This window comes from Streptococcus suis, assembly GCF_046032535.1.
GTDB classification, from domain to species: Bacteria; Bacillota; Bacilli; order Lactobacillales; family Streptococcaceae; genus Streptococcus; species Streptococcus suis_AK.
Window position 1 is genome coordinate 25,321 of record NZ_JARQPL010000010.1, and the last position, 20,756, is coordinate 46,076.

Below are 20,756 nucleotides of genomic sequence, written 5' to 3' on the forward strand. Positions count from 1 at the left end.
TGAAAGAGATAAGGACCAACGTTCTTCCACCGTCTGATTTATAGAAAAATAGCTTACAAGCTATCCATTCTGCTGATTATTGTTCAAGAATTTGAGGTGAGGAAATCCAGCCTCTCACAAGAAAAGAAAGGGATTATTAGTGGTTGACGTAAATCGATTTAAAAGTATGCAAATCACGTTAGCTTCACCAAGTAAGGTCCGTTCATGGTCTTACGGTGAGGTTAAAAAACCTGAAACAATCAACTATCGTACACTTAAACCAGAACGTGATGGACTCTTTGACGAAGTCATCTTTGGTCCAACAAAAGACTGGGAGTGTTCATGTGGTAAATACAAGCGTATCCGTTATAAAGGGATTACTTGTGACCGCTGTGGTGTGGAAGTGACTCGTGCAAAAGTCCGTCGTGAACGTATGGGACACATTGAGTTGAAAGCACCAATTTCACATATTTGGTATTTCAAAGGCATTCCAAGCCGTATGGGCTTGACCTTGGATATGAGCCCACGTGCGCTTGAAGAAGTTATCTACTTCGCAGCTTACGTGGTGATCGATCCAAAAGATACACCGCTTGAGCACAAGTCAATCATGACAGAGCGCGAATACCGTGAGCGTTTGCGTGAATATGGCTATGGCTCATTCGTTGCCAAAATGGGTGCAGAAGCGATCCAAGACCTCTTGAAACAAGTCGATCTTCCAAAAGAAATCGCAGCTTTGAAAGAAGAATTGAAAACAGCTTCTGGTCAAAAACGCATTAAAGCAGTTCGTCGCTTGGATGTATTGGATGCTTTCTATAAATCTGGTAACAAGCCTGAGTGGATGATTCTCAATATCCTTCCAGTTATTCCACCAGATTTGCGTCCGATGGTTCAGTTGGATGGTGGCCGTTTTGCCGCATCTGACTTGAACGAACTCTACCGCCGTGTTATCAACCGTAACAACCGTTTGGCTCGTCTCTTGGAATTGAACGCTCCAGGTATCATCGTACAAAACGAAAAACGTATGCTCCAAGAAGCTGTGGATGCTTTGATTGATAACGGTCGCCGTGGTCGTCCAATCACAGGACCAGGTAGCCGTCCGCTTAAATCACTCAGCCACATGCTGAAAGGTAAGCAAGGTCGCTTCCGTCAAAACTTGCTTGGTAAGCGTGTTGACTTCTCAGGACGTTCCGTTATCGCCGTTGGTCCAACGCTAAAAATGTACCAATGTGGTGTGCCACGCGAAATGGCTATCGAACTCTTCAAACCGTTTGTCATGCGCGAAATAGTTGCCCGCGAAATCGCTGGTAACGTGAAAGCAGCTAAACGCTTGATTGAACGTGGGGATGATCGCATTTGGGACATCTTGGAAGAAGTGATCAAAGAACACCCAGTTCTTTTGAACCGCGCACCTACCCTTCACCGTTTGGGTATCCAGGCTTTTGAGCCAGTTCTGATCGACGGTAAAGCCCTTCGTTTGCACCCGCTTGTCTGTGAAGCCTACAATGCCGACTTTGACGGTGACCAGATGGCGATTCACGTTCCATTGTCAGAAGAAGCACAAGCAGAAGCACGTATCCTTATGCTTGCAGCAGAACACATCCTTAACCCTAAAGATGGTAAACCAGTCGTAACACCATCTCAGGATATGGTTTTGGGTAACTACTACTTGACCATGGAAGATGCTGGTCGTGAAGGTGAAGGTATGGTCTTCAAGGATGCGGATGAGGCTGTTATGGCTTACCGCAATGGCTATGTTCACTTGCATACCCGTGTTGGTATCGCAACAGATAGCCTTGATAAACCTTGGAAAGACAACCAAAAACACAAGGTCATGATGACAACTGTTGGAAAAATCTTGTTCAACGCGATTATGCCAGAAGGTCTTCCTTACCTGCAAGAGCCAAACAATGCCAACTTGACAGAAGGAACTCCTGATAAATACTTCTTGGAACCAGGATCAGATATCAAGGCTGCCATTGCAGAATTGCCAATCAACCCACCATTCAAGAAGAAAAATCTTGGTAACATCATCGCTGAAATCTTCAAGCGTTTCCGTACAACTGAAACATCAGCCCTACTTGACCGTTTGAAAGACTTGGGTTACTATCACTCAACACTTGCTGGTTTGACAGTGGGTATTGCCGATATCCCAGTTATCGACAACAAGGCTGAAATCATTGAAGAATCTCACGAACGTGTAGAACAAATCAAGAAACAATTCCGTCGTGGTATGATTACCGACGATGAGCGTTATGCAGCTGTTACAGATGAATGGCGTTCAGCTAAGGAAAAATTGGAAAAACGTCTGGTTGAGAAACAAGATCCGAAGAACCCAATCGTTATGATGATGGACTCTGGTGCCCGTGGTAACATTTCCAACTTCTCCCAGTTGGCCGGTATGCGTGGTCTGATGTCAGCTCCGAACGGACGTATCATGGAATTGCCTATCTTGTCTAACTTCCGTGAAGGTCTTTCTGTATTGGAAATGTTCTTCTCAACTCACGGTGCCCGTAAGGGTATGACGGATACGGCCTTGAAGACAGCCGACTCAGGTTATCTGACTCGTCGTTTGGTTGACGTTGCCCAAGACGTTATTATCCGTGAAGACGACTGTGGAACAGACCGTGGTCTAGACATCCGTTCAATCACAGATGGCAAGGAAATGATCGAGCCACTTGAAGAGCGTTTGCAAGGTCGTTACACTAAGAAAACTGTTAAACATCCTGAAACGGGTGCCGTTATCATTGGTCCAAACCAATTGATTACAGAAGATATTGCCCGTGAAATTGTCAATGCTGGTGTTGAACAAGTAACCATCCGTAGCGTATTTACATGTAACACTCGTCACGGTGTCTGCCGTCATTGTTACGGTATCAACTTGGCAACAGGTGATGCGGTTGAAGTGGGTGAAGCAGTTGGTACGATTGCAGCCCAATCTATCGGTGAGCCTGGTACACAGCTTACAATGCGTACCTTCCACACGGGTGGTGTAGCCTCTAACAGCGATATCACACAGGGTCTTCCTCGTGTCCAAGAGATCTTTGAAGCCCGTAATCCGAAAGGGGAAGCGGTTATCACTGAGGTCAAAGGGGAAGTTATCGCTATTGAAGAAGATGCTTCTACTCGTACCAAGAAAGTCTTTGTTAAGGGTATAACAGGTGAAGGCGAATACGTGGTACCATTTACAGCCCGTATGAAGGTTGAGGTGGGTGACCAAGTTGCGCGTGGTGCAGCCCTTACCGAAGGTTCTATCCAACCAAAACGCTTGCTTGAAGTCCGTGATGTCTTGGCGGTTGAAACTTACCTTCTTTCTGAAGTTCAAAAAGTTTACCGTAGCCAGGGTGTAGAAATCGGCGACAAGCACATCGAGGTAATGGTTCGTCAAATGCTTCGTAAAGTTCGTGTCATGGATCCAGGTGACACAGATCTTCTCATGGGTACCCTCATGGATATCACCGACTTTACAGATGCCAATGCGGAAGTGGTTATCGCTGGTGGTATTCCGGCAACAGCTCGTCCAGTTCTTATGGGTATCACTAAGGCTTCCCTTGAAACCAACTCATTCTTGTCTGCCGCATCCTTCCAGGAAACAACACGTGTCCTTACAGATGCAGCTATTCGTGGTAAACGCGATAACCTTCTCGGTCTTAAAGAGAATGTTATTATCGGTAAGATTATCCCAGCAGGTACAGGTATGGCCCGCTACCGTAATCTTGAGCCACAGGCCATCAATGAAGTTGAAATCATTGAAGACACAGTAGCAGAAGAGCTTGCAGCAGAAGCAGAGCTTGAAGCTGTAACTGAATAAATTAAGATGGCACATCTCTCTTTTCTAGGGATGTGCTTTTTGATATTCGGAAATGAAGCGCATACATTACTTGATAAGGAATTAACAAGCAGAATGTTTTCTTAAATCAGATGATTTCGATATAATGTGTACGAAAAAGGAAGTATGTGTTATGTATCAAGTTATTAGAATGTATGGAGATTTTGAACCCTGGTGGTTTTTAGATGGTTGGGAAGAAGATATAGTCAGTAAAAAGACCTATGAACGTTATGAGGATGCGCAAAAAGCTTTTCAGAAGGAGTGGGTACGGCTATCAGAGGATTTTCCAATGAAGAAAAGTAAGAATGGCACAATGGTGGCTTTTTGGGATGAATCAGACCAGCATTGGTGTGAGGAATGTGATGAATATTTACAACGGTATCATTCGTTGATGTTGGTAGAAGCGAGAGAAAATTTACCGGCTGGTTTTATTAAGCAACCTACGCAACCTCGTATGCGCCCCTGCAAATTAAAACAAAATATAGTCATTTGAATTAACTTTGATACATCGTCACTTTCGGCTTGCCGTACTCTAGTACAGCCTGCACCTCAGTTCCTTGTCTGAAAGCTAATTCATTCGACTATAATTGCGTAAATGAATAATAAAAAAGGATTGACCTTTGCGGGTCAATCCTTTTTAGCTAAATCTGATAGTAAATGCTTCCGCATCAAGCTCAACATGCCCGCCAATCCGAATGGTAAAGAGTGGCTGGGTATGGGCGAAGTCCAAATCGTAGAGAACAGGGATGGTTTTGAGAATAGGATGTTTGTCCAAAATGGTCAGCAGAATCTCCTCGGTCATTTTGGTTTCCTTTGGAAATCGTCCAAAGACGACCGCTTGCGGATTTGGATAGGCTTGTAAAAGCGCAGTCAAGTGACGAGAGATAATGAGATAATCGTCGTCTTCCGCCTCTTCTAAAAAGAGAATATACTTGTCCGGTTTGGGTGCGAACTCTGTCCCAGTCAGCAGATTGAGGGTTGAGATGTTTCCGCCGATGGCAATACCAGAGGCTTGGCCCGGATTGTAGACTTTCCATTCTGTTGGGTAAAAGGTGCGAGAGGCGTCTGGTAGGTACCAAGCGTCGCTAGACCATTCAGGACTCGGTGTCAGATCATAGGAGTCTTGTGTCACAGCCTTGAGCCAGGCTTCTGTTTGATACTCTTGGGCTTGCACCATTTTGAAGCTAGAATAAGCTGGACCCATATAGGTTTCCATACCCGTTTTGGCATAGATGGCATTGAGTAGGGCGGTCGTATCCGAATAACCACAGAAAATTTTCGGATTTTGTGCAATCAAATCAAAATCCAGATAAGGCAGCAGTTCGTTAGAGTTGAAACCGCCAATGGTTGTCAAAATGGCATCGACCGACTCATCCGCAAAAGCCGCCTCCAAGTCCGCAACGCGACTGGCAATCGGAGCTGAATCGAACATATCATTTTCAAAATAATGTTCTGAAAAGGAGAGTTTGAATCCCAGATTTTCTAGTTTTTCCTTGGCGGCAAGATTGGCCTCAAAACCACCAACTCTTTCAATAGACGAAGAAGGACTGACTACGCGTATATGGTCGCCTTTTTTTAATTTTTTCATAGGAACCTCCAAGCTTTTTTATTATTTTAACAAAAAAGCAAGGAAAATCAAGTTTCCTTACGAATTGATAGGGTGAGGAGGTTTTATGATTCAAGAAAAAGCAAGAAAGATGATTGAAGAGGCGGTGGCAGATAGGGTCAGTGACATCTATCTAGTTCCTCGAGGTGAGTGTTACCAAGTCTACCATCGTATCATGGACGAGCGGGAGTTTGTGCAAGACGTGGCTGAGGAGGAAGTAACAGCCATCATCAGCCATTTCAAGTTTTTAGCAGGTTTAAATGTTGGTGAAAAACGCCGTAGTCAGCAGGGTTCCTGTGACTATGATTATGGGAGCGGAGAGATTTCACTTCGCTTATCAACTGTCGGAGATTATCGTGGCAAGGAAAGTCTGGTTATCCGCCTGCTCTATGACAATGACAAGGAACTCAAGTTCTGGTTTGAGGCGGCCGAGCGGCTTGCAGAAGAAATCAAGGGACGAGGGCTCTACCTTTTTTCGGGTCCAGTCGGCTCTGGTAAGACCACCCTTATGTACCATCTTGCCAGGCTGAAATTCCCAGACAAACAGATTTTGACCATTGAAGATCCTGTCGAAATCAAGCAGGAGGATATGCTGCAACTCCAGCTCAATGAAGCCATCGGAGCCACCTACGACAATCTGATTAAACTGTCCCTGCGTCATCGACCGGACCTGCTCATCATCGGTGAAATTCGGGATGCGGAAACAGCTCGAGCAGTCATTCGAGCCAGCCTGACGGGGGCTACCGTTTTCTCAACGGTTCACGCAAGGTCTATTTCGGGTGTCTATGCTCGTATGTTGGAATTGGGTGTCAGTCCTGAGGAGTTAAACAATGCCCTTCAAGGTATTGCCTATCAACGTTTAATCGGGGGAGGAGGTGTGGTAGATTTTGCAAAGGGAAATTACCAAAACCATTCCGCAGACCAGTGGAATGCGCAAATTGATCGCCTTTTTGCAGCAGGACATATCAGTCTTCGGCAGGCAGAAACAGAAAAAATTGCCCTTGGCGCGCCAGCGTAAGGTCATTGAACTGTTTAACAATCTCTTTGCCAGTGGCTTTCATCTGGGAGAGATTGTTGATTTCCTCAAACGTAGTCAGCTTCTGGCAGATCCCTATACCCAGGTCTTGTCAGACGGGCTGTTAGCAGGCAAACCCTTTTCAAGTTTGCTGGCGGATTTGCGTTTTTCAGATGCGGTGGTCACACAGGTGGCTCTGGCAGAAGTTCATGGCAATACTAGTCTGAGTTTGAGCCATATCCAGTCCTATCTGGATAACGTCAGCAAGGTTCGTAAAAAGCTGATTGAGGTAGCGACCTATCCAGTTATCTTGCTAGGTTTTCTGCTTTTGATCATGCTAGGCTTGAAAAACTATCTTCTGCCCCAGTTGGAGGAAGGCAATGCTGCGACCGTGCTAATTAACCATCTGCCGACTATCTTTTTATCCCTCTGTGGACTTAGTTTGGTGGTGGTCTTAGCTGGTCTTATTTGGTTTCGCAAAACTAACAAAATCAAGGTCTTTTCCTGCTTAGCTGCCCTGCCATTTTTCGGAAAACTCATCCAAACCTATCTGACGGCCTATTACGCCAGGGAGTGGGGGAGTTTGATTGGGCAAGGTTTGGACCTGCCGCAGATTGTGGGCTTGATGCAAGAGCAGCAGTCGCAGCTCTTTCGGGAGATTGGCCAGGACTTGGAGCAGTCGCTTTCCAATGGACAGGATTTTCACGAACACCTCAAGACCTACGCCTTTTTCAAGCGAGAGCTGAGCCTCATCGTGGAGTATGGTCAGGTCAAGTCCAAGTTGGGGAGCGAGTTGACAGTTTATGCAGCCGAGTGTTGGGAGGATTTTTTCTCTCGGGTCAATAGAGCCATGCACCTGATTCAACCGCTGGTCTTTCTCTTTGTGGCCTTAATGGTCGTTCTTATCTACGCAGCCATGTTGCTGCCAATTTATCAAAATATGGAGTTATAAAATGAAAAAATTAATTGAAATGAAGGTAAAAGCTTTCACTCTGGTGGAAATGTTAGTTGTTTTGGGTATTATTAGCCTGCTCTTGCTCATTTTTGTGCCAAATTTGAGCCAGCAGAAGGATGCTATTCAGAAGAAGGGGAATGCGGCTGTTATCAAAGTGGTGGAGAGTCAAATGGAACTCTATGAATTGGAACATGACAAGGAAGCTACGGTAGCAGACTTGCAAGCGGATGGCTATATTACTGAAAAACAAGCGGAGCAGTATGCTAAGGCGAAAAAATAAGGCTTTTACCCTATTTGAAAGCCTGCTGACCTTGTTGGTTGTCAGTTTTCTGGCAATCAGCCTGTCGGGAACAGTACAAACGGTCTTTCGGTCTGTTCAGGAAGAAATTTTTCTCTGGGAATTTGAGGCCATCTATAAAGACAGTCAGAAATTGGCAGCCAGTTCCCATCAAAAAGTGAACCTTGCTATCGGTGGACAGGAAGTTACAAATGGTTATCAGGCTGTAGAGGTACCCGGAAATGTAGAGGTCTTAGAGGAGAAAAATATCAAATTTGAAGAAAATGGAGGAAATTCCTCACTGTCTAAAATTCGTTTTCGGCTTAGTCAAAAAACAGTCACGTATCAATTATATATAGGGAGTGGTCGTTATAAGAAAACAGAAGAATAAGGCTTATATTTTGCTAGAAAGTCTGGTTGCCCTTGCGACCTTAGTGACTATTTGCAGCTTGATTTTATCAGCTGTGGATGCAGGTCGTAGGCGACAGGCTTGGGAATTGGAACAACAGGAGGTTCTCAATCTAGCACAGATGGCTGTCCAGACCAAACAAGATTATTTAGCCTTAAACGGTGTTACAGTTCAGGTTCAACGAACGGCGGATAAGATGATTGTTTTCCACGAGGGAAAGGAGGTTTTATCGGTTGTTAAAAAGTAAAATTCCCGCTTTTACTCTCTTGGAATGCTTGGTAGCCTTAGTCATCCTATCAGGAAGTCTTCTGGTCTTTGAAGGCTTGTCAAAACTGTTGGTTCAAGAAGCGCATTACCAAGGTCAGACTGTTCAAAAGGAATGGTTGGTCTTCTCTAGTCAATTGCGGTCGGAGTGGGACCAGGCTGAATTGGTCAAGGTTGAAAATGGCAAGGTCTATGTCAACAAAGGCGAACAGGCTTTAGCCTTTGGCAAGTCACGGTCGGATGATTTTCGGAAAACAAATGACAGGGGACAGGGTTACCAGCCCATGCTTTATCAGGTGGATAGCGCAGCCATTTCCCAAGAAAAACAGCTGGTGCGCATCGACTTTAGCTTTAAAAACGGAGAGGAGCGGACCTTTATCTATGCTTTTAAAGAAAAAAGTTAAGGCAGGAATCCTGCTCTACGCCCTCTTGATGCTGGCGGTTTTTAGTCTCTTGCTTCAGTTTTATCTCCACCGCCAAGAGGCAGAGAGTCGCTTGGTACAGGTGGCAAGGCAAGAAACGACTGCCTACATCATGGCTCAGATGGTCTTGGAACAAGTTGAAGAAGACTTGCAGGAGCGTGTAGCGATTGCCAATAAGGAGGCTCGTCAAACAGATGAAATGAAGGAAGATAAAGAAACAGCTAGTGAAACGGCTAATATTAAGGAAGAAGGGGAGGTTCAAGAATCAATCAGCACCAAGCAAGAATCAACTGCAAAAACAGTTGATACATCATCAACTCAAAACGTGGAAAGCAAACCAATAGAAGATAAGGGAGCGGTCACTTTTCAGGAGGGTCAGGCTCGTTATCATGTCAAGAACAAGCAAGTAATGATTATCGTAGCCTTAGAGAAGGTAGGATCCTATCACTATCAATTTCCGGTTGTATTAGCATTAAAAGGAGAGTAAGCAGTTTGCTCTCCTTTTTGGTGCAAACTTTGTGAAATTTTGATAAGATAGGAGTATGAATTTTGAAAAGATCGAACAGGCTTACGACCTGCTATTAGAAAACGTACAGACTATCCAAAACCAGCTAGGTACCAATATCTATGATGCCATGATTGAGCAAAATGCAGCCTATCTAGCTGGTCAGCACGAAACGGATTTGATTGTCCGTAATAACCAAACTTTACAAGACTTGAACATGACCAAGGAAGAATGGCGTCGTGCCTACCAATTCCTGCTCATCAAGGCCAATCAGACTGAACCCATGCAGTATAATCACCAGTTCACACCAGATTCCATCGGATTTATCCTATCTTTTCTAGTAGACCAATTGGTGCCGACTCAAAAGGTGACGGTTCTGGAAATTGGTTCGGGGACAGGCAATCTAGCTCAGACCATTCTTAACGCCAGTCAGAAAGACTTGGACTATCTGGGGATTGAAGTGGACGACCTCTTGATTGATTTGTCGGCAAGTATTGCTGATGTCATGCAGGCAGATATTTCTTTTGCTCAGGGAGATGCGGTACGTCCGCAGATTTTGAAGGAAAGCCAAGTAATTTTGGGAGATTTGCCTATTGGCTACTATCCAGATGACCAGATTGCTAGCCGTTATCAGGTTGCCAGTCCAAAGGAACATACCTACGCCCACCATTTGCTCATGGAACAATCCCTCAAATATCTGGAAAAAGATGGCTTTGCGATTTTGTTGGCTCCAAATGATTTATTGACTAGTCCGCAAAGCGATTTGCTGAAAGGTTGGTTACAGGAGCAAGCTAATATTGTTGCCATGATTGCCCTGCCACCAAATCTCTTTGGGAAGGCTGCTATGGCCAAGTCTATTTTTGTCTTGCAAAAGAAAGCAGCTAGACCTCTAGCGCCGTTTGTTTATCCCTTGCAAAGTCTTCAAGAACCAGAAGCTATTCAGAAGTTCATGCTCAATTTCAAAAATTGGAAGCAAGAGAATGCAATTTAATTGAAAATCTGTTATACTAGTTAGGAAAACGCTTTAAAAAGGGGAACGATATGTCAAAAACAATTGCAATTAATGCAGGTAGTTCAAGTCTAAAATGGCAACTTTATCAAATGCCAGAAGAAACAGTGCTAGCAGCAGGGATTATTGAGCGCATTGGTTTGAATGATTCCATCTCAACAGTTAAGTATGATGGGAAGAAAGAAAGTGAAGTGTTAGATATTCCTAATCATACGGTTGCGGTTAAGATTCTCCTAGAAGACTTGCTTAAGTACAACATCATTGCTGCTTACGAGGAAATTACCGGTATCGGACACCGTGTTGTTGCAGGTGGAGAGATTTTCAAAGAATCAGCTGTTATTGGATCAAAAGAGGTTGAGCAAATTGAAGAGCTAAGTGCTTTGGCACCGCTTCATAACCCTGCTCACGTAGCAGCAATTCGTGCATTTGAGGAAGTACTACCAGAAGTTTTGAATGTAGCTGTTTTTGATACAGCCTTTCACACTACGATGCCAAAGCATGCCTATCTTTATCCGATTCCACAAAAGTACTATACCGACCACAAGGTTCGTAAGTATGGAGCTCACGGAACTAGTCACTATTATGTAGCGCATGAGGCAGCAAAAGTATTGGGACGTCCGATTGAGGAATTAAAATTGATTACGGCTCACATCGGAAACGGTGTATCTATTACTGCCAACTACCACGGTCAATCAGTTGATACTTCTATGGGCTTCACTCCTCTAGCTGGTCCAATGATGGGAACTCGTTCGGGAGATATTGATCCAGCGATTATTCCTTACTTGATTGCAAATGTTGATGAGTTGAAGGATGCTGCAGACGTTGTTAACATGTTGAATAAACAATCAGGTTTGCTTGGTGTATCGGGTTATTCAAGCGATATGCGTGACATTGAATCAGGTTTGGAAGATAAGAACCCAGATGCTGTTTTGGCTTATAACATTTTTATCGACCGTATCAAGAAATTCATTGGTCAATACTTTGCTGTTTTGAATGGTGCAGATGCCCTTGTCTTTACAGCAGGTATGGGTGAAAATGCACCGCTTATGCGCAATGACGTAGTAGAAGGCTTGTCTTGGTTCGGTATTGAGTTGGACCCAGAAAAGAATGTATTTGGCAACTATGGTGATATTTCAACGGCAGAATCAAAAGTTCGTGTCTTGGTTATTCCGACGGATGAAGAATTGGTTATTGCGCGTGAAGTGGAACGCTTGAAATAAGAAAAACGAACTGGTAGTCGGAGACTGCCAGTTTCTCTTATAGTTTATACCTTTAGAAAGGTATAGTTTTTAGCAAGTGGTCAAAATATATAGTGTGTGATACAATAGACTAGCAAAGAAATTTGCACAGAGTAGATGGTTTGCGTCAAGTGTATGTGGATGGGATGTTGCCACATAACGAAGCTAGCTTTTGGTTGGGGTTGATGTCTGTTTTAATCGGGACATCGAGTCCTTAGCTAAGAGTAGCGCGGTAAACCATTGCATCCGCTGTCGAATACACACGACAGCTCCATTTTTTGAAAAAGGAGCATTTTTTATGGAAAAGAAGATTCCAAAACTAACGGTGCAGTTGTTGACTGCTATTGCTATGACCCTTGCCTTGGTTATGGTTGTGGAGAACTATTTCTCCATTCGGATTTCAGAAACCTTGCAGGTCCAGTTTACCTTTATTCCCAATACTATTTTGGGAGCTATTGCGGGTCCGGTTTGGGCAGCTGTCTTTGCGGCTATTTCAGACCCAATATTTGTCTTGTTTAGCGGGCAAACGGTCCTCTTTACTTGGATTTTGATTGAGGCGGTATCGGCTTTTATCTATGGCTGGTTCTTCTATCGAAAACCGCTAGACACCAAGAACAAGGCTGATTGGCTCTATGTTGCAGGGGTTGTTGTCTTGATTCAGGTTGTGATTTCCTTTATCATGACACCGATTGCCCTCCATTTCCATTTTGGAACACCTTGGATTGTTCTGTATAGCAGTCGCTTGATTAAGGCAGTTTTTGAAATTCCATTACGCATTGTCGTGACTATGCTTGTCTTACCAAGTTTACAAAAAATACCTGAATTGGCCAAGTTAATGGGTCTTAAATAAGAAACTATCTAGCAACAGGTCATCCCCCTGTTGCTTTTTATAGAGAGGAAATCATGAATTATGTTGAAGTGAGGCAGTGGCTATCTAGTCGTCCTGCATCAGATTTAGAAAATGGCGTTGCACGTGTCAGCTGGATTTTGGAACGCTTGGACAATCCCCAGCTTCAAGTGCCGACCGTTCACTTCGTAGGTACAAATGGCAAGGGCTCGACCCTCAACGCCTTGCAGTCGATCTTACGGTCTTCGGGTTACACCGTTGGTCGCTTTACCTCGCCGTCCATTATTGATTTCCGAGAGCAGATTGTCTTTGAGCAAGAGATGATTTCGGAGGAAGATTTTGCGAGGATTGTGACAGACTTGCAACCCTTGATTGAGGACTTGGACCAGACGGCTGGACTGGATGCCATCTCAGAGTTTGAGATTGTCGTTGTGGCCATGTTCGTCTATTTCGCTCACTATCAGCGTCCCGATATTCTCTTGGTGGAGGCCGGTATGGGCGGTTTGCAGGATGCGACCAATGTCCTTGCCCCCTTGGCGGTGATTTGCCCCTCCATTGGCTTGGATCATCAGGCATTTTTGGGGGAGACTCACGCAGCCATAGCCCGTCACAAGGTCGCCGTCTTGCGTGAGGGGGTTCCGCTCGTCTATGCGACCGATTTGCCAGAAGTGGTGGCAGTTTTTGAGGAGCAGTCTCGTCAGCTTCAGAGTCCGACCTATGCGGTGGGGCGGGAGATTCTTTTGGAAAATAGCAGAGCAGGCTTTGCAGTTTCAAGCCCCTTCGATCGAGTTGAGGATTTAAGACTACAGATGCAGGGGCGTCACCAAGAGGTCAACGCAGCCTTGGCAGTGACAACTGCCCAGCTCATCAGCCCTCATTTTCCAAAGATTACCGATGAAACCATCCGCCAGGGCTTGTCCCAAGCCATCTGGCCAGGCCGCTTAGAATTAATCAAACCCACGCTTATGATTGACGGAGCCCATAATAATGAAAGTATCGCCGTCCTGACCCAGCTCCTAGAGGAAAAATATGCGGACAGAGATATTGAAATCCTCTTTGCAGCTATCAATACTAAGCCAGTGGACCAGATGTTGTCCCAGCTTAGTCAATTTGGAACTGTTAGCGTGACAACCTTTGACGATTTCCGTGCGGTGCAGCTAGAAGATTATCCGTCAGGTTATGAACGAGTTCAGACCTATCAGGAGTGGTTGGAACAGGCGGACTTGGACAATCCCAAAAAACTCTACCTGATTACAGGCTCGCTATATTTCATTACCCATGTGAGGAAGTATGTTTTAGAAAAGTTATTCTGATATTAAAATTTTTCCCAAAAATTTTTTGACAAAATTCTTAAAAATCATGCAAAATACTTGACAAAAGCCCTGCTATACTAGTATAGCAGGGCTTGACACTTCGGCCAAGCCCTTCCTATTAGCTCATCAGGAGGAAAAAATGAAAAAGAACAAGTATATATATGTCACAATCGCGGCAACTACTGCTATCACCCTTGCAACCGTTGGTGCGTCTACCGTATCAGCAGACACACAATATGGTATTTTCTTAAACCGTGTGACCGGGGAGTGGCAAACTGTTAACCACGCTACAGGCGAAATTGTAAAATCTGAACCAAATGGAACTTACTCTTCTTATGAAGAAGCTCAAGCATCATTGGCAACATCAAATGTTGAAGCTCCAGTTACAACTGAAACACCAGCAACTGAAACAACAGCTGTCGAAGCACCTAAAACCTCAGCTGATGTTAAACCAGCTCTTGATGCACAACAAGCTGTTGTTGATGCAACTGCTACTGAAGCTAACCAAGCTCAAGCTGATGCAGACGCAGCTAACCAAGCTGTTACCACTGCTCAAGCAGACGTTGATACTGCAATACAAGCAGTCAAAGATGCTGAAGCAAATACCGTAAACGCAACACCAGAAAACATTGCAGCAAACCAAGCTGACCAAGCAGCTAACCTTGCAGACCAAACTGCTAACGCTACTGAAACTGACCAAGTTAACGCTGAAATTGCAGACCAAACTAATAAAGTCGCTGATGCTCAAACTGCTGTTGATACTGCCCAAGCAGAAAAAGACGCAGCTGACGCTACTGTCACTGCTAAAGAAGCTGACGTAAAAGCAGCACAAGATGCACTCTCAGGAACTGGACTTGCTGAAGCTCAAGCTAACCTTGATAATGCAAGCAAAGCTGTTACAGATGCTAAAGCTAACGTTAATACTGCAACCCAAGCCGTTGAAGACGCTAAGAAAGCTGACGCAGACCGTGATGCAAAAATCAAAGCTGCTGAAACTGAGGTTGCTGTAAAATCAGACGCTGTTGATACAGCAAAAGCAAAATTGACAGCTGCTCAAGATGAGTCTAAAACAACAACTGACACACTCAATAAAACAAATGACGCTGTTAAAACTGCAACTGATGCTTTGGCAAATGTTGACACTGTAACAATTGCAGACTTGACTCAATTCAAAGCTGATAAAGCCGAAGGCGACTCAGACTTCATGACTGACTCTGGTGCAACTGTTATTGAGCAATCTTCAACTAAGATTGGTCAAGATGATAAGTCAAAAATTGTTGATGTAACTAACATTACAGACGAACAGTTAACAGACTTATCTCAATATTATGCAATGCTAATCACTGAATTGCGTCAAGCAATGGGCTTGAACTCAGTTGTCACAACAAGTAAAGATGCTATTGCTATTGCCAAAGAACAAGTCGCTAAATACATTACTCGTGGTACAAACATCATTGATAACGGTCACGTTTCACTTGCTGAAAAACAAGCCGCAGAAAATGTTGGTACTATCGGAACAATTTCCACAATGTATGACTTGAAATCAAATGCATTTGATACATTCTTAGCAACATCATTTGCTGATGCTCCATCTAACTGGGGTCATCTAACAAACAACCTTGTTTTCGGTTCAAAAGTTGGTGTTGCACCTGTACAAATCAATGGTCAAAATTATCTTGTTATTGCATTTACAAATTCAGGCACCCCAATCGCAAACCCAAATGATCCAGCTACTCTTCAAGCTGCCCTTGCTAAAGCTCAGGCAGACCAATCAGCAGCACAAGCCGCATCCGATACTGCTCAAGCAAATCTTGTAAAAACAAGCTCAGATTACGCTAAGGCTCTTGAATTGAAGACTCAAGCAGAGAAAACTCTTGCTGATGCTACTGCAACACCGCTTCAAACACAGGTAGCAGAAAATAACCTACGTCTTGCTGAGATTGCTCTTCAAAATGCTGAAGCACGCAAAACAGACGCACAAAAGGCTGTTGACAACTTCTCAGCAAATCTTGCTGATAAGAAAGCTGCACTTGATACAGCGAAAGCTGAACTTGCTCAAGCACAAGCTACTGCTACTGCAAAAGCTGAAGCTCTTGAAACAGCTAAGGCTGAACTTGCTAAACAACAAGGTACACTTGATAGCTTGAACAAAGATAAAGTCGCTCTTCTTGCAGAAAAAGACCGTTTGGTTGAAGAAGCAAAAGCACTTGCTACTGAGTTGAAAGGTTATCTTGAAGCACCAGCAATTCTTGCTGAAGCTCAAGCAACACTTACAGAAAAACAAGCAGCTCTTGCAGACGCACAAGCTAAAGCTGAAACAGCACAAAACAAACTTGAAACTGTTACTGCTAAACTTGCTGAAGAAGAAAGCAAATTGGCTGAACTTCAAGCAGAATACGACAAACTCAAAGACCTTGAAGACAAAGCAAAAGACAATGTGATTGCAACACTTCCAGACGGAACAATCATTGCAGTACCAAAAGATGCACCAACTGCTGCTGAAAAACCAGCTGTTGATGTAGATGCCATCAAACAAACTCTTGATAAAGGTCAAGATGTGAAAGTTGTTGACGGTAAGGTTGTGGTGGCGAACCCACAAGCAGGTGTCACCGTGACACAAACAGCTACTGGGGAAAAAGTGACATACTCACGTGTAGACCGTGCTAAGACCTTGCCAAACACAGGGGAGCAAACAAGTTTGTTGGCACTCGCAGGTGTGGCAGTATTATCTAGTCTTGGTCTTGCAAGTGCAAGAAGACGCAAACAAGGATAGGTAGCGAATATGAAAAAAATCTTCTTACTATGACAGTAGGAAGATTTTTTGGATTGCTAAAAATTTCGGAAAGACTACGCTATTCCAACAATTTTTAGGGATGAAATATGATACACTAGATGAGTAGAAAAGTGAAGACGGTAGCTCTTGATTTTCTGAAAGTGAGGTGATGCCTATGGGCAATTCATCAAAATCTGACGGAAAGGAGGAGCGTTCTTTTGACAGCTTTTGAAGTTGTGCAGACGATTTTAAGTTTCGGTGGTTTCACAGTTGCTTTGATTGGTTTGGGCTATAAAATCTTCAAAGATGAAGACAAAAAATAACCCGTCCCCACTTTTGCGCGAGTAGGACGGATTAAATCTGTAATACGAGCCACCGTCTTTTTAACGGTTCTACATTCGGAGCTGGATTGCCGTCCAGCTCTTTTTCCATTTTTATTATAACAGATTACTTGTAAAATGCAAACGCTATGTTAACTTTGGTGATTCGTTTGCTATAGGTTTGTTTCTTATAGTAGGTTCAGACTTATCGGTGAATGCCAGAATATGACGATATAGGTTAGAGAGCGTTTACTGCTATATTATTTTTTACTAGTTGGGTAGACTCAGCGATCAAAGGGTACTTCTTCGCTTTGCATAACTGTCTAATAATTCTTGATCAAATCAACCGTTGAGCGATCTAGTTTTTTAACGATGGCTTGCAAGAAGGCTTGAGCCTCTAGGAAGTCATCCATGCTATAAAGGGTTTGATGGGAATGGATATAGCGAGCGCAGACACCGATTGTCGTTGATGGAACGCCGTGGTTTTTCAAGTGGGCTGCACCAGCATCTGTTCCACCTTTACCACAGTAGTATTGGAATTTGACACCTGCTTCTTCGGCAGTTGTGAGGAGGAAGTCTTTCATGTTTTTTAACATGATATGACCTGGATCATAGAAACGAAGTAGTGTACCGTCACCAATTTTTCCTTGGTCGCCGTAAATATCTCCAGCTGGTGAGCAATCAACAGCAAGGAAAATGTCTGGATTGAACTTGGTTGTAGAAGCATGAGCTCCACGTAGACCAACCTCTTCTTGCACATTGGCCCCAGCAATCAACTGATTTGGCAATGATTGACCGGATAGACTTTCCAGCAATTCCGTCACCATAAGGACACCGAAGCGGTTGTCCCAAGCCTTAGAAATAACATTTTTTCCGTTGGCAGTAAGGATAGTTTCATTTTTGGGAACCAGGACATCCCCCGGACGAAGGCCGAAAGCCCAGGCTTCGTCATAATTGGCGAAACCAGCATCGAAAATAATATCAGCAATGGCAGGCATGCCAGGAGCGTTAGCCCCCCGTGAAAGGTGAGGTGGTACTGAGCCTGAGATGGCTGGAATGGTACGACCGTCCTGCAACTGAAGGGTGAAGGCTTGGCTAGAAACAACCAGAGGATTCCAGCCACCTAGCTCAACAACACGGAAAGTACCGTCTGGCTTGATTTGGCTAATCATAAAGCCAACCTCATCCATGTGGGCAGCTACTAGGATACGAGGAGCATTTTCAACAGCCGTATCCTTAATGCCAAAAATTCCACCTAGTCCATCTGTTTCGATGCGGTCTACATGTGGCGTGATTTTTTGGCGGATATGGTTGCGGACTTGTCCTTCAAATCCTGGTAAACTTTGCAATTCGGTTACTTCTTTAATTTTTTCAAAAAGAGTCATTCTTCTTCCTCCATGACATGATTACTACTATTTTATCACGAAGAGCTAGACTTGTCTTGAAAATATAGAAAAATATGGATAGTGTTGACAAGAATGCTTGAAATTTACTAGGATAGAAATGCCCCTCAAAATAGAGAGGGGAGTGATTGTTAAGTGTGGGAAGCATTTATCGTCATTTAGTTTTTCTTTTATTACTTCGTTAATTCGCCTTGCCTAACTTCAGTTATGTCTGCGGCTCATTGCCTCGTACTAAAAGTAAACTAAAAGACTATATCACAGTTTTTCTTGTACCTTTGTTCGTCAGTTTTCTAACAGTTTTGTTTGAAAGATGGCTCAACAATCGTGACAATAGAGTGGGATTTATGACTTAGAGTTTGTGTCAACATCTCAGCGCAGTGGTTGATTGGCTTTAACAGTCTGGGGGACTGTTAAAGGTTGGAGATGGGATTTGCAGAGCAAATCTCAGCAATTCGTGTTTCACACTCCAAATCTGACCATTACCTTTGTTGCGAACATTGTTCGCTCTATCTCCAACCTCCAAAGGTTCCCCGAACCTTTGGAGCTATGCGTGGGTGAGACTGAAACGGTCTGGGAATAGACCGTTTTAGCTCAACAACTGAAAACAAGGACTTGTTGACGAACTCATTTGTTCTGTCTCGCTCCAAAAGAAAACCCTCAACGCTGGGAACGTTGGGGGCTTTTTGATTGCCAAGTGTTGACAAACATTTATCACTGTAAGACCATTCTATCTATTTTTAAGTCTTTTGTCAAGTGGTGCGAGTTTGTCTCAGCTGTCACAAGTCCAATGGCATTTTTGGGAAAAATCCGGAGAAATATGATAAAATAGTCAACATGAAAAAGAAGAAGACAGCCTTGCTAGCAGGCTTATTGGGGGCAGGTGTGCTCACCGCTAGTGCTCAATTTTACCGTAAAATCCAAGAAGACCGTAAAAAAGCACAGGCCTTGCAGGAGGTGCGTGACTTTTTCGCTGATTTAGGAGAGATTGCCACGGTCTATGTGGATGAAACAGCCTCAACTCGTGACCAGCTTATTGGCGGGGTTGTGATGGAGGTAGGACAGGTATTTTTATTTGAAAATACCCAAGGTTCTATTCAGTACAGGGAGGAAGAAAGATGATTTTTCCAACAAATCTTGAAGAAGTAGCTGCCTTGATTGAAGATGGTAAGCCAACTGTTTTTCTATTTGTGACGACTTGGTGTGGAGATTGCCACTATATCAAACCGCATTTGCCAGCTATCGAAGAAGCTTTTCCAGATCTCCGTTTTGTGCAACTGGACCGAGATGATTTTATGCCTTTAGCACAAGAATGGGCTATTTTAGGCATTCCAAGTCTGGTTGTTTTGGAAAATGGGCAGGAAATCGGTCGTTTTGTCGATAAGAATCGCAAGACCAAGGAAGAAATCATGAACTTCTTATCTGGACTGGGTAGGTAAATCGAGGCTGGGCAAAAAGTCCAGCGCCACTTCTCAGGGTTTGTGTCAACATCTCAGCGCAGTGGTTGATTGGCAGATTTGTTCGTGTTTTACACTCCAAATCTGACCTAATCAACTGTGCGGGGGTGGGAAAACGAACTCTTCTATGGATGGTCGAGTTCTTTCCCACTCCCATTTCCCAAAAGAAAGGAAAAACATGAAGAAATCACTAGGAAAAATTCTTCTAGCACCCGTGGTGCTGGGCTTGAGTTTGAGTCTCGCTCCCTTGGTGCAAGCTGAGATTCAAACAGATGTTATCAATGAAAAATGGGGCAAGCCAACACTGGTCTACGGTGGAGGTTTGTCAGATGCGCAGGCAACAGAGGTTAACAATCTATTTGGTATTTCGGATGTTAATAATGTCAGTCGTCAGGTGGTTGTTGGCGCGGATATGGACCAATATTTAGGTACATCTGGAGCGGACACAGCCTCCCTCTATTCATCTGTCTTGGTGCAAAAGCAGGACGCTGGCAAAGGGGTTGTGGTGGATATTAAGACGCCACAGAACATCACCTTGATTACCGAAACGCAGTATGCCAATGCGGCTATTACAGCTGGTGCGACAGATGTCTTGATTGACGTTGCGGCACCCATTCAGGTGACGGGAGAGTCCGCCCTGACAGGTGTTTACAAGGCTCTTGCAGCCAATGGTGAAACAGTTGATACCGCTCGAACTGAAGTAGCTCAACAGGAGCTAGAGACAGTCAATGAAGTGGCAACGGCTCACACAGGTGACACTAATTTTGATAGTTCGGCCTTGGATAAGGCAGTGGCGGAAATCAAGACTGCTCTTGCCGACTACAAAAAGTCCAATGGCCAGGTAGCTTCCGAATCAGACATCAATACTATGATTAACGATGTCTTGGCCAATAACGGTTTGGAAAATGTCATCACAGCAGATGAAATTTCTAAGCTAGTCACATTTGCCAAAGCTTATCAGGAAACCTCTGCTATTGATTCGGCTGAGGTTGCTGCCCAGCTCAACCAGTTCAAGCAACAGGCGGAGCAACAAATTTCAGAAGCCTATAAGAATTTACAAGATTCAGGGATTTTAGAAAAAATCGGTGCCTTCTTTGAAAATCTTTGGAAAGGCTTGACCGGTCTATTTGCATAAAGGAGA

General features: G+C 44.0%; 20 protein-coding genes and 1 riboswitch. Of the genes, 18 read left to right on the plus strand and 2 right to left on the minus strand.

Translation table 11 applies throughout. The features are described from left to right. Positions 1 to 139: 139 nt before the first annotated feature. Both rpoC and P7J58_RS04825 read left to right on the plus strand, forming a co-directional pair. Positions 140 to 3,787, plus strand: coding sequence for a DNA-directed RNA polymerase subunit beta' (gene rpoC / locus P7J58_RS04820; RefSeq protein WP_408555796.1), 3,648 nt, complete (start codon positions 140 to 142; stop codon positions 3,785 to 3,787). Between the two features lie 151 nt (positions 3,788 to 3,938). Further along, positions 3,939 to 4,298, plus strand: a complete 360-nt coding sequence (locus tag P7J58_RS04825) for a DUF1033 family protein (protein ID WP_024419529.1) — start codon at positions 3,939 to 3,941, stop codon at positions 4,296 to 4,298. A 144-nt stretch (positions 4,299 to 4,442) separates the two neighbouring features. Here P7J58_RS04825 and P7J58_RS04830 read toward each other — a convergent pair whose 3' ends face one another. Beyond that, complete coding sequence (locus P7J58_RS04830) at positions 4,443 to 5,393, minus strand: S66 peptidase family protein (protein ID WP_408555797.1); 951 nt, start codon at positions 5,391 to 5,393, stop codon at positions 4,443 to 4,445. An 85-nt stretch (positions 5,394 to 5,478) separates the two neighbouring features. Here P7J58_RS04830 and comGA point away from each other — a divergent pair, with 85 nt between their 5' ends. The 13 genes from comGA (at position 5,479) to P7J58_RS04895 (ending at position 16,761) form a co-directional block, all read left to right on the plus strand. Continuing rightward, positions 5,479 to 6,429: a competence type IV pilus ATPase ComGA gene (gene comGA / locus P7J58_RS04835; protein WP_099780011.1), complete on the plus strand. Its 951-nt coding sequence runs from the start codon at positions 5,479 to 5,481 to the stop codon at positions 6,427 to 6,429. Further along, on the plus strand, positions 6,341 to 7,378 hold the full coding sequence (comGB, locus tag P7J58_RS04840; protein WP_408555798.1) for a competence type IV pilus assembly protein ComGB: 1,038 nt from the start codon (positions 6,341 to 6,343) through the stop codon (positions 7,376 to 7,378). The genes comGA and comGB overlap by 89 nt, the downstream gene beginning before the upstream one ends. A 1-nt stretch (position 7,379) precedes the next feature. Beyond that, entirely contained in the window at positions 7,380 to 7,661 is a 282-nt protein-coding gene (gene comGC / locus P7J58_RS04845; protein WP_044760307.1) for a competence type IV pilus major pilin ComGC, read from the plus strand. After that, positions 7,642 to 8,049 (plus strand): competence type IV pilus minor pilin ComGD, encoded by a 408-nt coding sequence (comGD, locus tag P7J58_RS04850; RefSeq protein WP_408555799.1) that lies wholly within the window; start codon positions 7,642 to 7,644, stop codon positions 8,047 to 8,049. Before comGC ends, comGD begins: the two co-directional genes overlap by 20 nt. Next, positions 8,021 to 8,314: a competence type IV pilus minor pilin ComGE gene (gene comGE, locus P7J58_RS04855; protein ID WP_024380276.1), complete on the plus strand. Its 294-nt coding sequence runs from the start codon at positions 8,021 to 8,023 to the stop codon at positions 8,312 to 8,314. The genes comGD and comGE overlap by 29 nt, the downstream gene beginning before the upstream one ends. Beyond that, complete coding sequence (gene comGF, locus P7J58_RS04860; protein ID WP_408555800.1) at positions 8,301 to 8,735, plus strand: competence type IV pilus minor pilin ComGF; 435 nt, start codon at positions 8,301 to 8,303, stop codon at positions 8,733 to 8,735. The genes comGE and comGF overlap by 14 nt, the downstream gene beginning before the upstream one ends. Continuing rightward, entirely contained in the window at positions 8,713 to 9,240 is a 528-nt protein-coding gene (gene comGG, locus P7J58_RS04865) for a competence type IV pilus minor pilin ComGG (RefSeq protein ID WP_408555801.1), read from the plus strand. Before comGF ends, comGG begins: the two co-directional genes overlap by 23 nt. Positions 9,241 to 9,295: 55 nt before the next feature. Beyond that, entirely contained in the window at positions 9,296 to 10,249 is a 954-nt protein-coding gene (locus P7J58_RS04870) for a class I SAM-dependent methyltransferase (protein ID WP_408555802.1), read from the plus strand. Between the two features lie 50 nt (positions 10,250 to 10,299). Beyond that, a complete protein-coding gene (locus tag P7J58_RS04875; RefSeq protein ID WP_029176341.1) occupies positions 10,300 to 11,487 on the plus strand; it encodes an acetate kinase in 1,188 nt (395 codons plus the stop codon). Between the two features lie 125 nt (positions 11,488 to 11,612). Next, a riboswitch (THF riboswitch) is annotated at positions 11,613 to 11,759 on the plus strand. Positions 11,760 to 11,803: 44 nt separating this feature from the next. Next, positions 11,804 to 12,355: a folate family ECF transporter S component gene (locus P7J58_RS04880; protein ID WP_044673588.1), complete on the plus strand. Its 552-nt coding sequence runs from the start codon at positions 11,804 to 11,806 to the stop codon at positions 12,353 to 12,355. A gap of 53 nt (positions 12,356 to 12,408) precedes the next feature. Continuing rightward, positions 12,409 to 13,665 carry a bifunctional folylpolyglutamate synthase/dihydrofolate synthase gene (locus tag P7J58_RS04885; protein WP_408555803.1) on the plus strand — a complete coding sequence of 419 codons (1,257 nt, stop codon included), beginning with the start codon at positions 12,409 to 12,411 and terminating at the stop codon, positions 13,663 to 13,665. Between the two features lie 139 nt (positions 13,666 to 13,804). Beyond that, a complete protein-coding gene (locus P7J58_RS04890; RefSeq protein ID WP_408555804.1) occupies positions 13,805 to 16,438 on the plus strand; it encodes an SEC10/PgrA surface exclusion domain-containing protein in 2,634 nt (877 codons plus the stop codon). A gap of 182 nt (positions 16,439 to 16,620) precedes the next feature. After that, positions 16,621 to 16,761, plus strand: a complete 141-nt coding sequence (locus P7J58_RS04895; protein WP_099875943.1) for a putative holin-like toxin — start codon at positions 16,621 to 16,623, stop codon at positions 16,759 to 16,761. Between the two features lie 320 nt (positions 16,762 to 17,081). On the opposite strand, the gene pepA is transcribed toward P7J58_RS04895, so the two are convergent. Continuing rightward, on the minus strand, positions 17,082 to 18,143 hold the full coding sequence (pepA, locus tag P7J58_RS04900; protein WP_408555805.1) for a glutamyl aminopeptidase: 1,062 nt from the start codon (positions 18,141 to 18,143) through the stop codon (positions 17,082 to 17,084). An 852-nt stretch (positions 18,144 to 18,995) separates the two neighbouring features. Between pepA and P7J58_RS04905 the strand changes: the two genes are divergently transcribed. From P7J58_RS04905 to P7J58_RS04915, 3 genes are all read left to right on the plus strand, one after another. Further along, complete coding sequence (locus P7J58_RS04905) at positions 18,996 to 19,280, plus strand: DUF4651 domain-containing protein (RefSeq protein WP_024398323.1); 285 nt, start codon at positions 18,996 to 18,998, stop codon at positions 19,278 to 19,280. Beyond that, positions 19,277 to 19,597, plus strand: a complete 321-nt coding sequence (locus P7J58_RS04910) for a thioredoxin family protein (protein WP_024386832.1) — start codon at positions 19,277 to 19,279, stop codon at positions 19,595 to 19,597. The genes P7J58_RS04905 and P7J58_RS04910 overlap by 4 nt, the downstream gene beginning before the upstream one ends. A 196-nt stretch (positions 19,598 to 19,793) precedes the next feature. Next, positions 19,794 to 20,750, plus strand: a complete 957-nt coding sequence (locus P7J58_RS04915; RefSeq protein ID WP_002940021.1) for a DUF1002 domain-containing protein — start codon at positions 19,794 to 19,796, stop codon at positions 20,748 to 20,750. Positions 20,751 to 20,756 lie beyond the last annotated feature (6 nt).

Excerpts from the sequence above, each read along its gene's own strand:
- P7J58_RS04825 (WP_024419529.1), top strand. The coding sequence starts at position 3,939 with ATGTATCAAGTTATTAGAATGTATGGAGATTTTGAACCCTGGTGGTTT.
- P7J58_RS04830 (WP_408555797.1), bottom strand. The coding sequence starts at position 5,393 with ATGAAAAAATTAAAAAAAGGCGACCATATACGCGTAGTCAGTCCTTCT.
- comGA (WP_099780011.1), top strand. The coding sequence starts at position 5,479 with ATGATTCAAGAAAAAGCAAGAAAGATGATTGAAGAGGCGGTGGCAGAT.
- comGB (WP_408555798.1), top strand. The coding sequence starts at position 6,341 with ATGCGCAAATTGATCGCCTTTTTGCAGCAGGACATATCAGTCTTCGGC.
- comGC (WP_044760307.1), top strand. The coding sequence starts at position 7,380 with ATGAAAAAATTAATTGAAATGAAGGTAAAAGCTTTCACTCTGGTGGAA.
- comGD (WP_408555799.1), top strand. The coding sequence starts at position 7,642 with ATGCTAAGGCGAAAAAATAAGGCTTTTACCCTATTTGAAAGCCTGCTG.
- comGG (WP_408555801.1), top strand. The coding sequence starts at position 8,713 with ATGCTTTTAAAGAAAAAAGTTAAGGCAGGAATCCTGCTCTACGCCCTC.
- P7J58_RS04870 (WP_408555802.1), top strand. The coding sequence starts at position 9,296 with ATGAATTTTGAAAAGATCGAACAGGCTTACGACCTGCTATTAGAAAAC.
- P7J58_RS04875 (WP_029176341.1), top strand. The coding sequence starts at position 10,300 with ATGTCAAAAACAATTGCAATTAATGCAGGTAGTTCAAGTCTAAAATGG.
- P7J58_RS04880 (WP_044673588.1), top strand. The coding sequence starts at position 11,804 with ATGGAAAAGAAGATTCCAAAACTAACGGTGCAGTTGTTGACTGCTATT.
- P7J58_RS04885 (WP_408555803.1), top strand. The coding sequence starts at position 12,409 with ATGAATTATGTTGAAGTGAGGCAGTGGCTATCTAGTCGTCCTGCATCA.
- P7J58_RS04890 (WP_408555804.1), top strand. The coding sequence starts at position 13,805 with ATGAAAAAGAACAAGTATATATATGTCACAATCGCGGCAACTACTGCT.
- pepA (WP_408555805.1), bottom strand. The coding sequence starts at position 18,143 with ATGACTCTTTTTGAAAAAATTAAAGAAGTAACCGAATTGCAAAGTTTA.
- P7J58_RS04905 (WP_024398323.1), top strand. The coding sequence starts at position 18,996 with ATGAAAAAGAAGAAGACAGCCTTGCTAGCAGGCTTATTGGGGGCAGGT.
- P7J58_RS04910 (WP_024386832.1), top strand. The coding sequence starts at position 19,277 with ATGATTTTTCCAACAAATCTTGAAGAAGTAGCTGCCTTGATTGAAGAT.
- P7J58_RS04915 (WP_002940021.1), top strand. The coding sequence starts at position 19,794 with ATGAAGAAATCACTAGGAAAAATTCTTCTAGCACCCGTGGTGCTGGGC.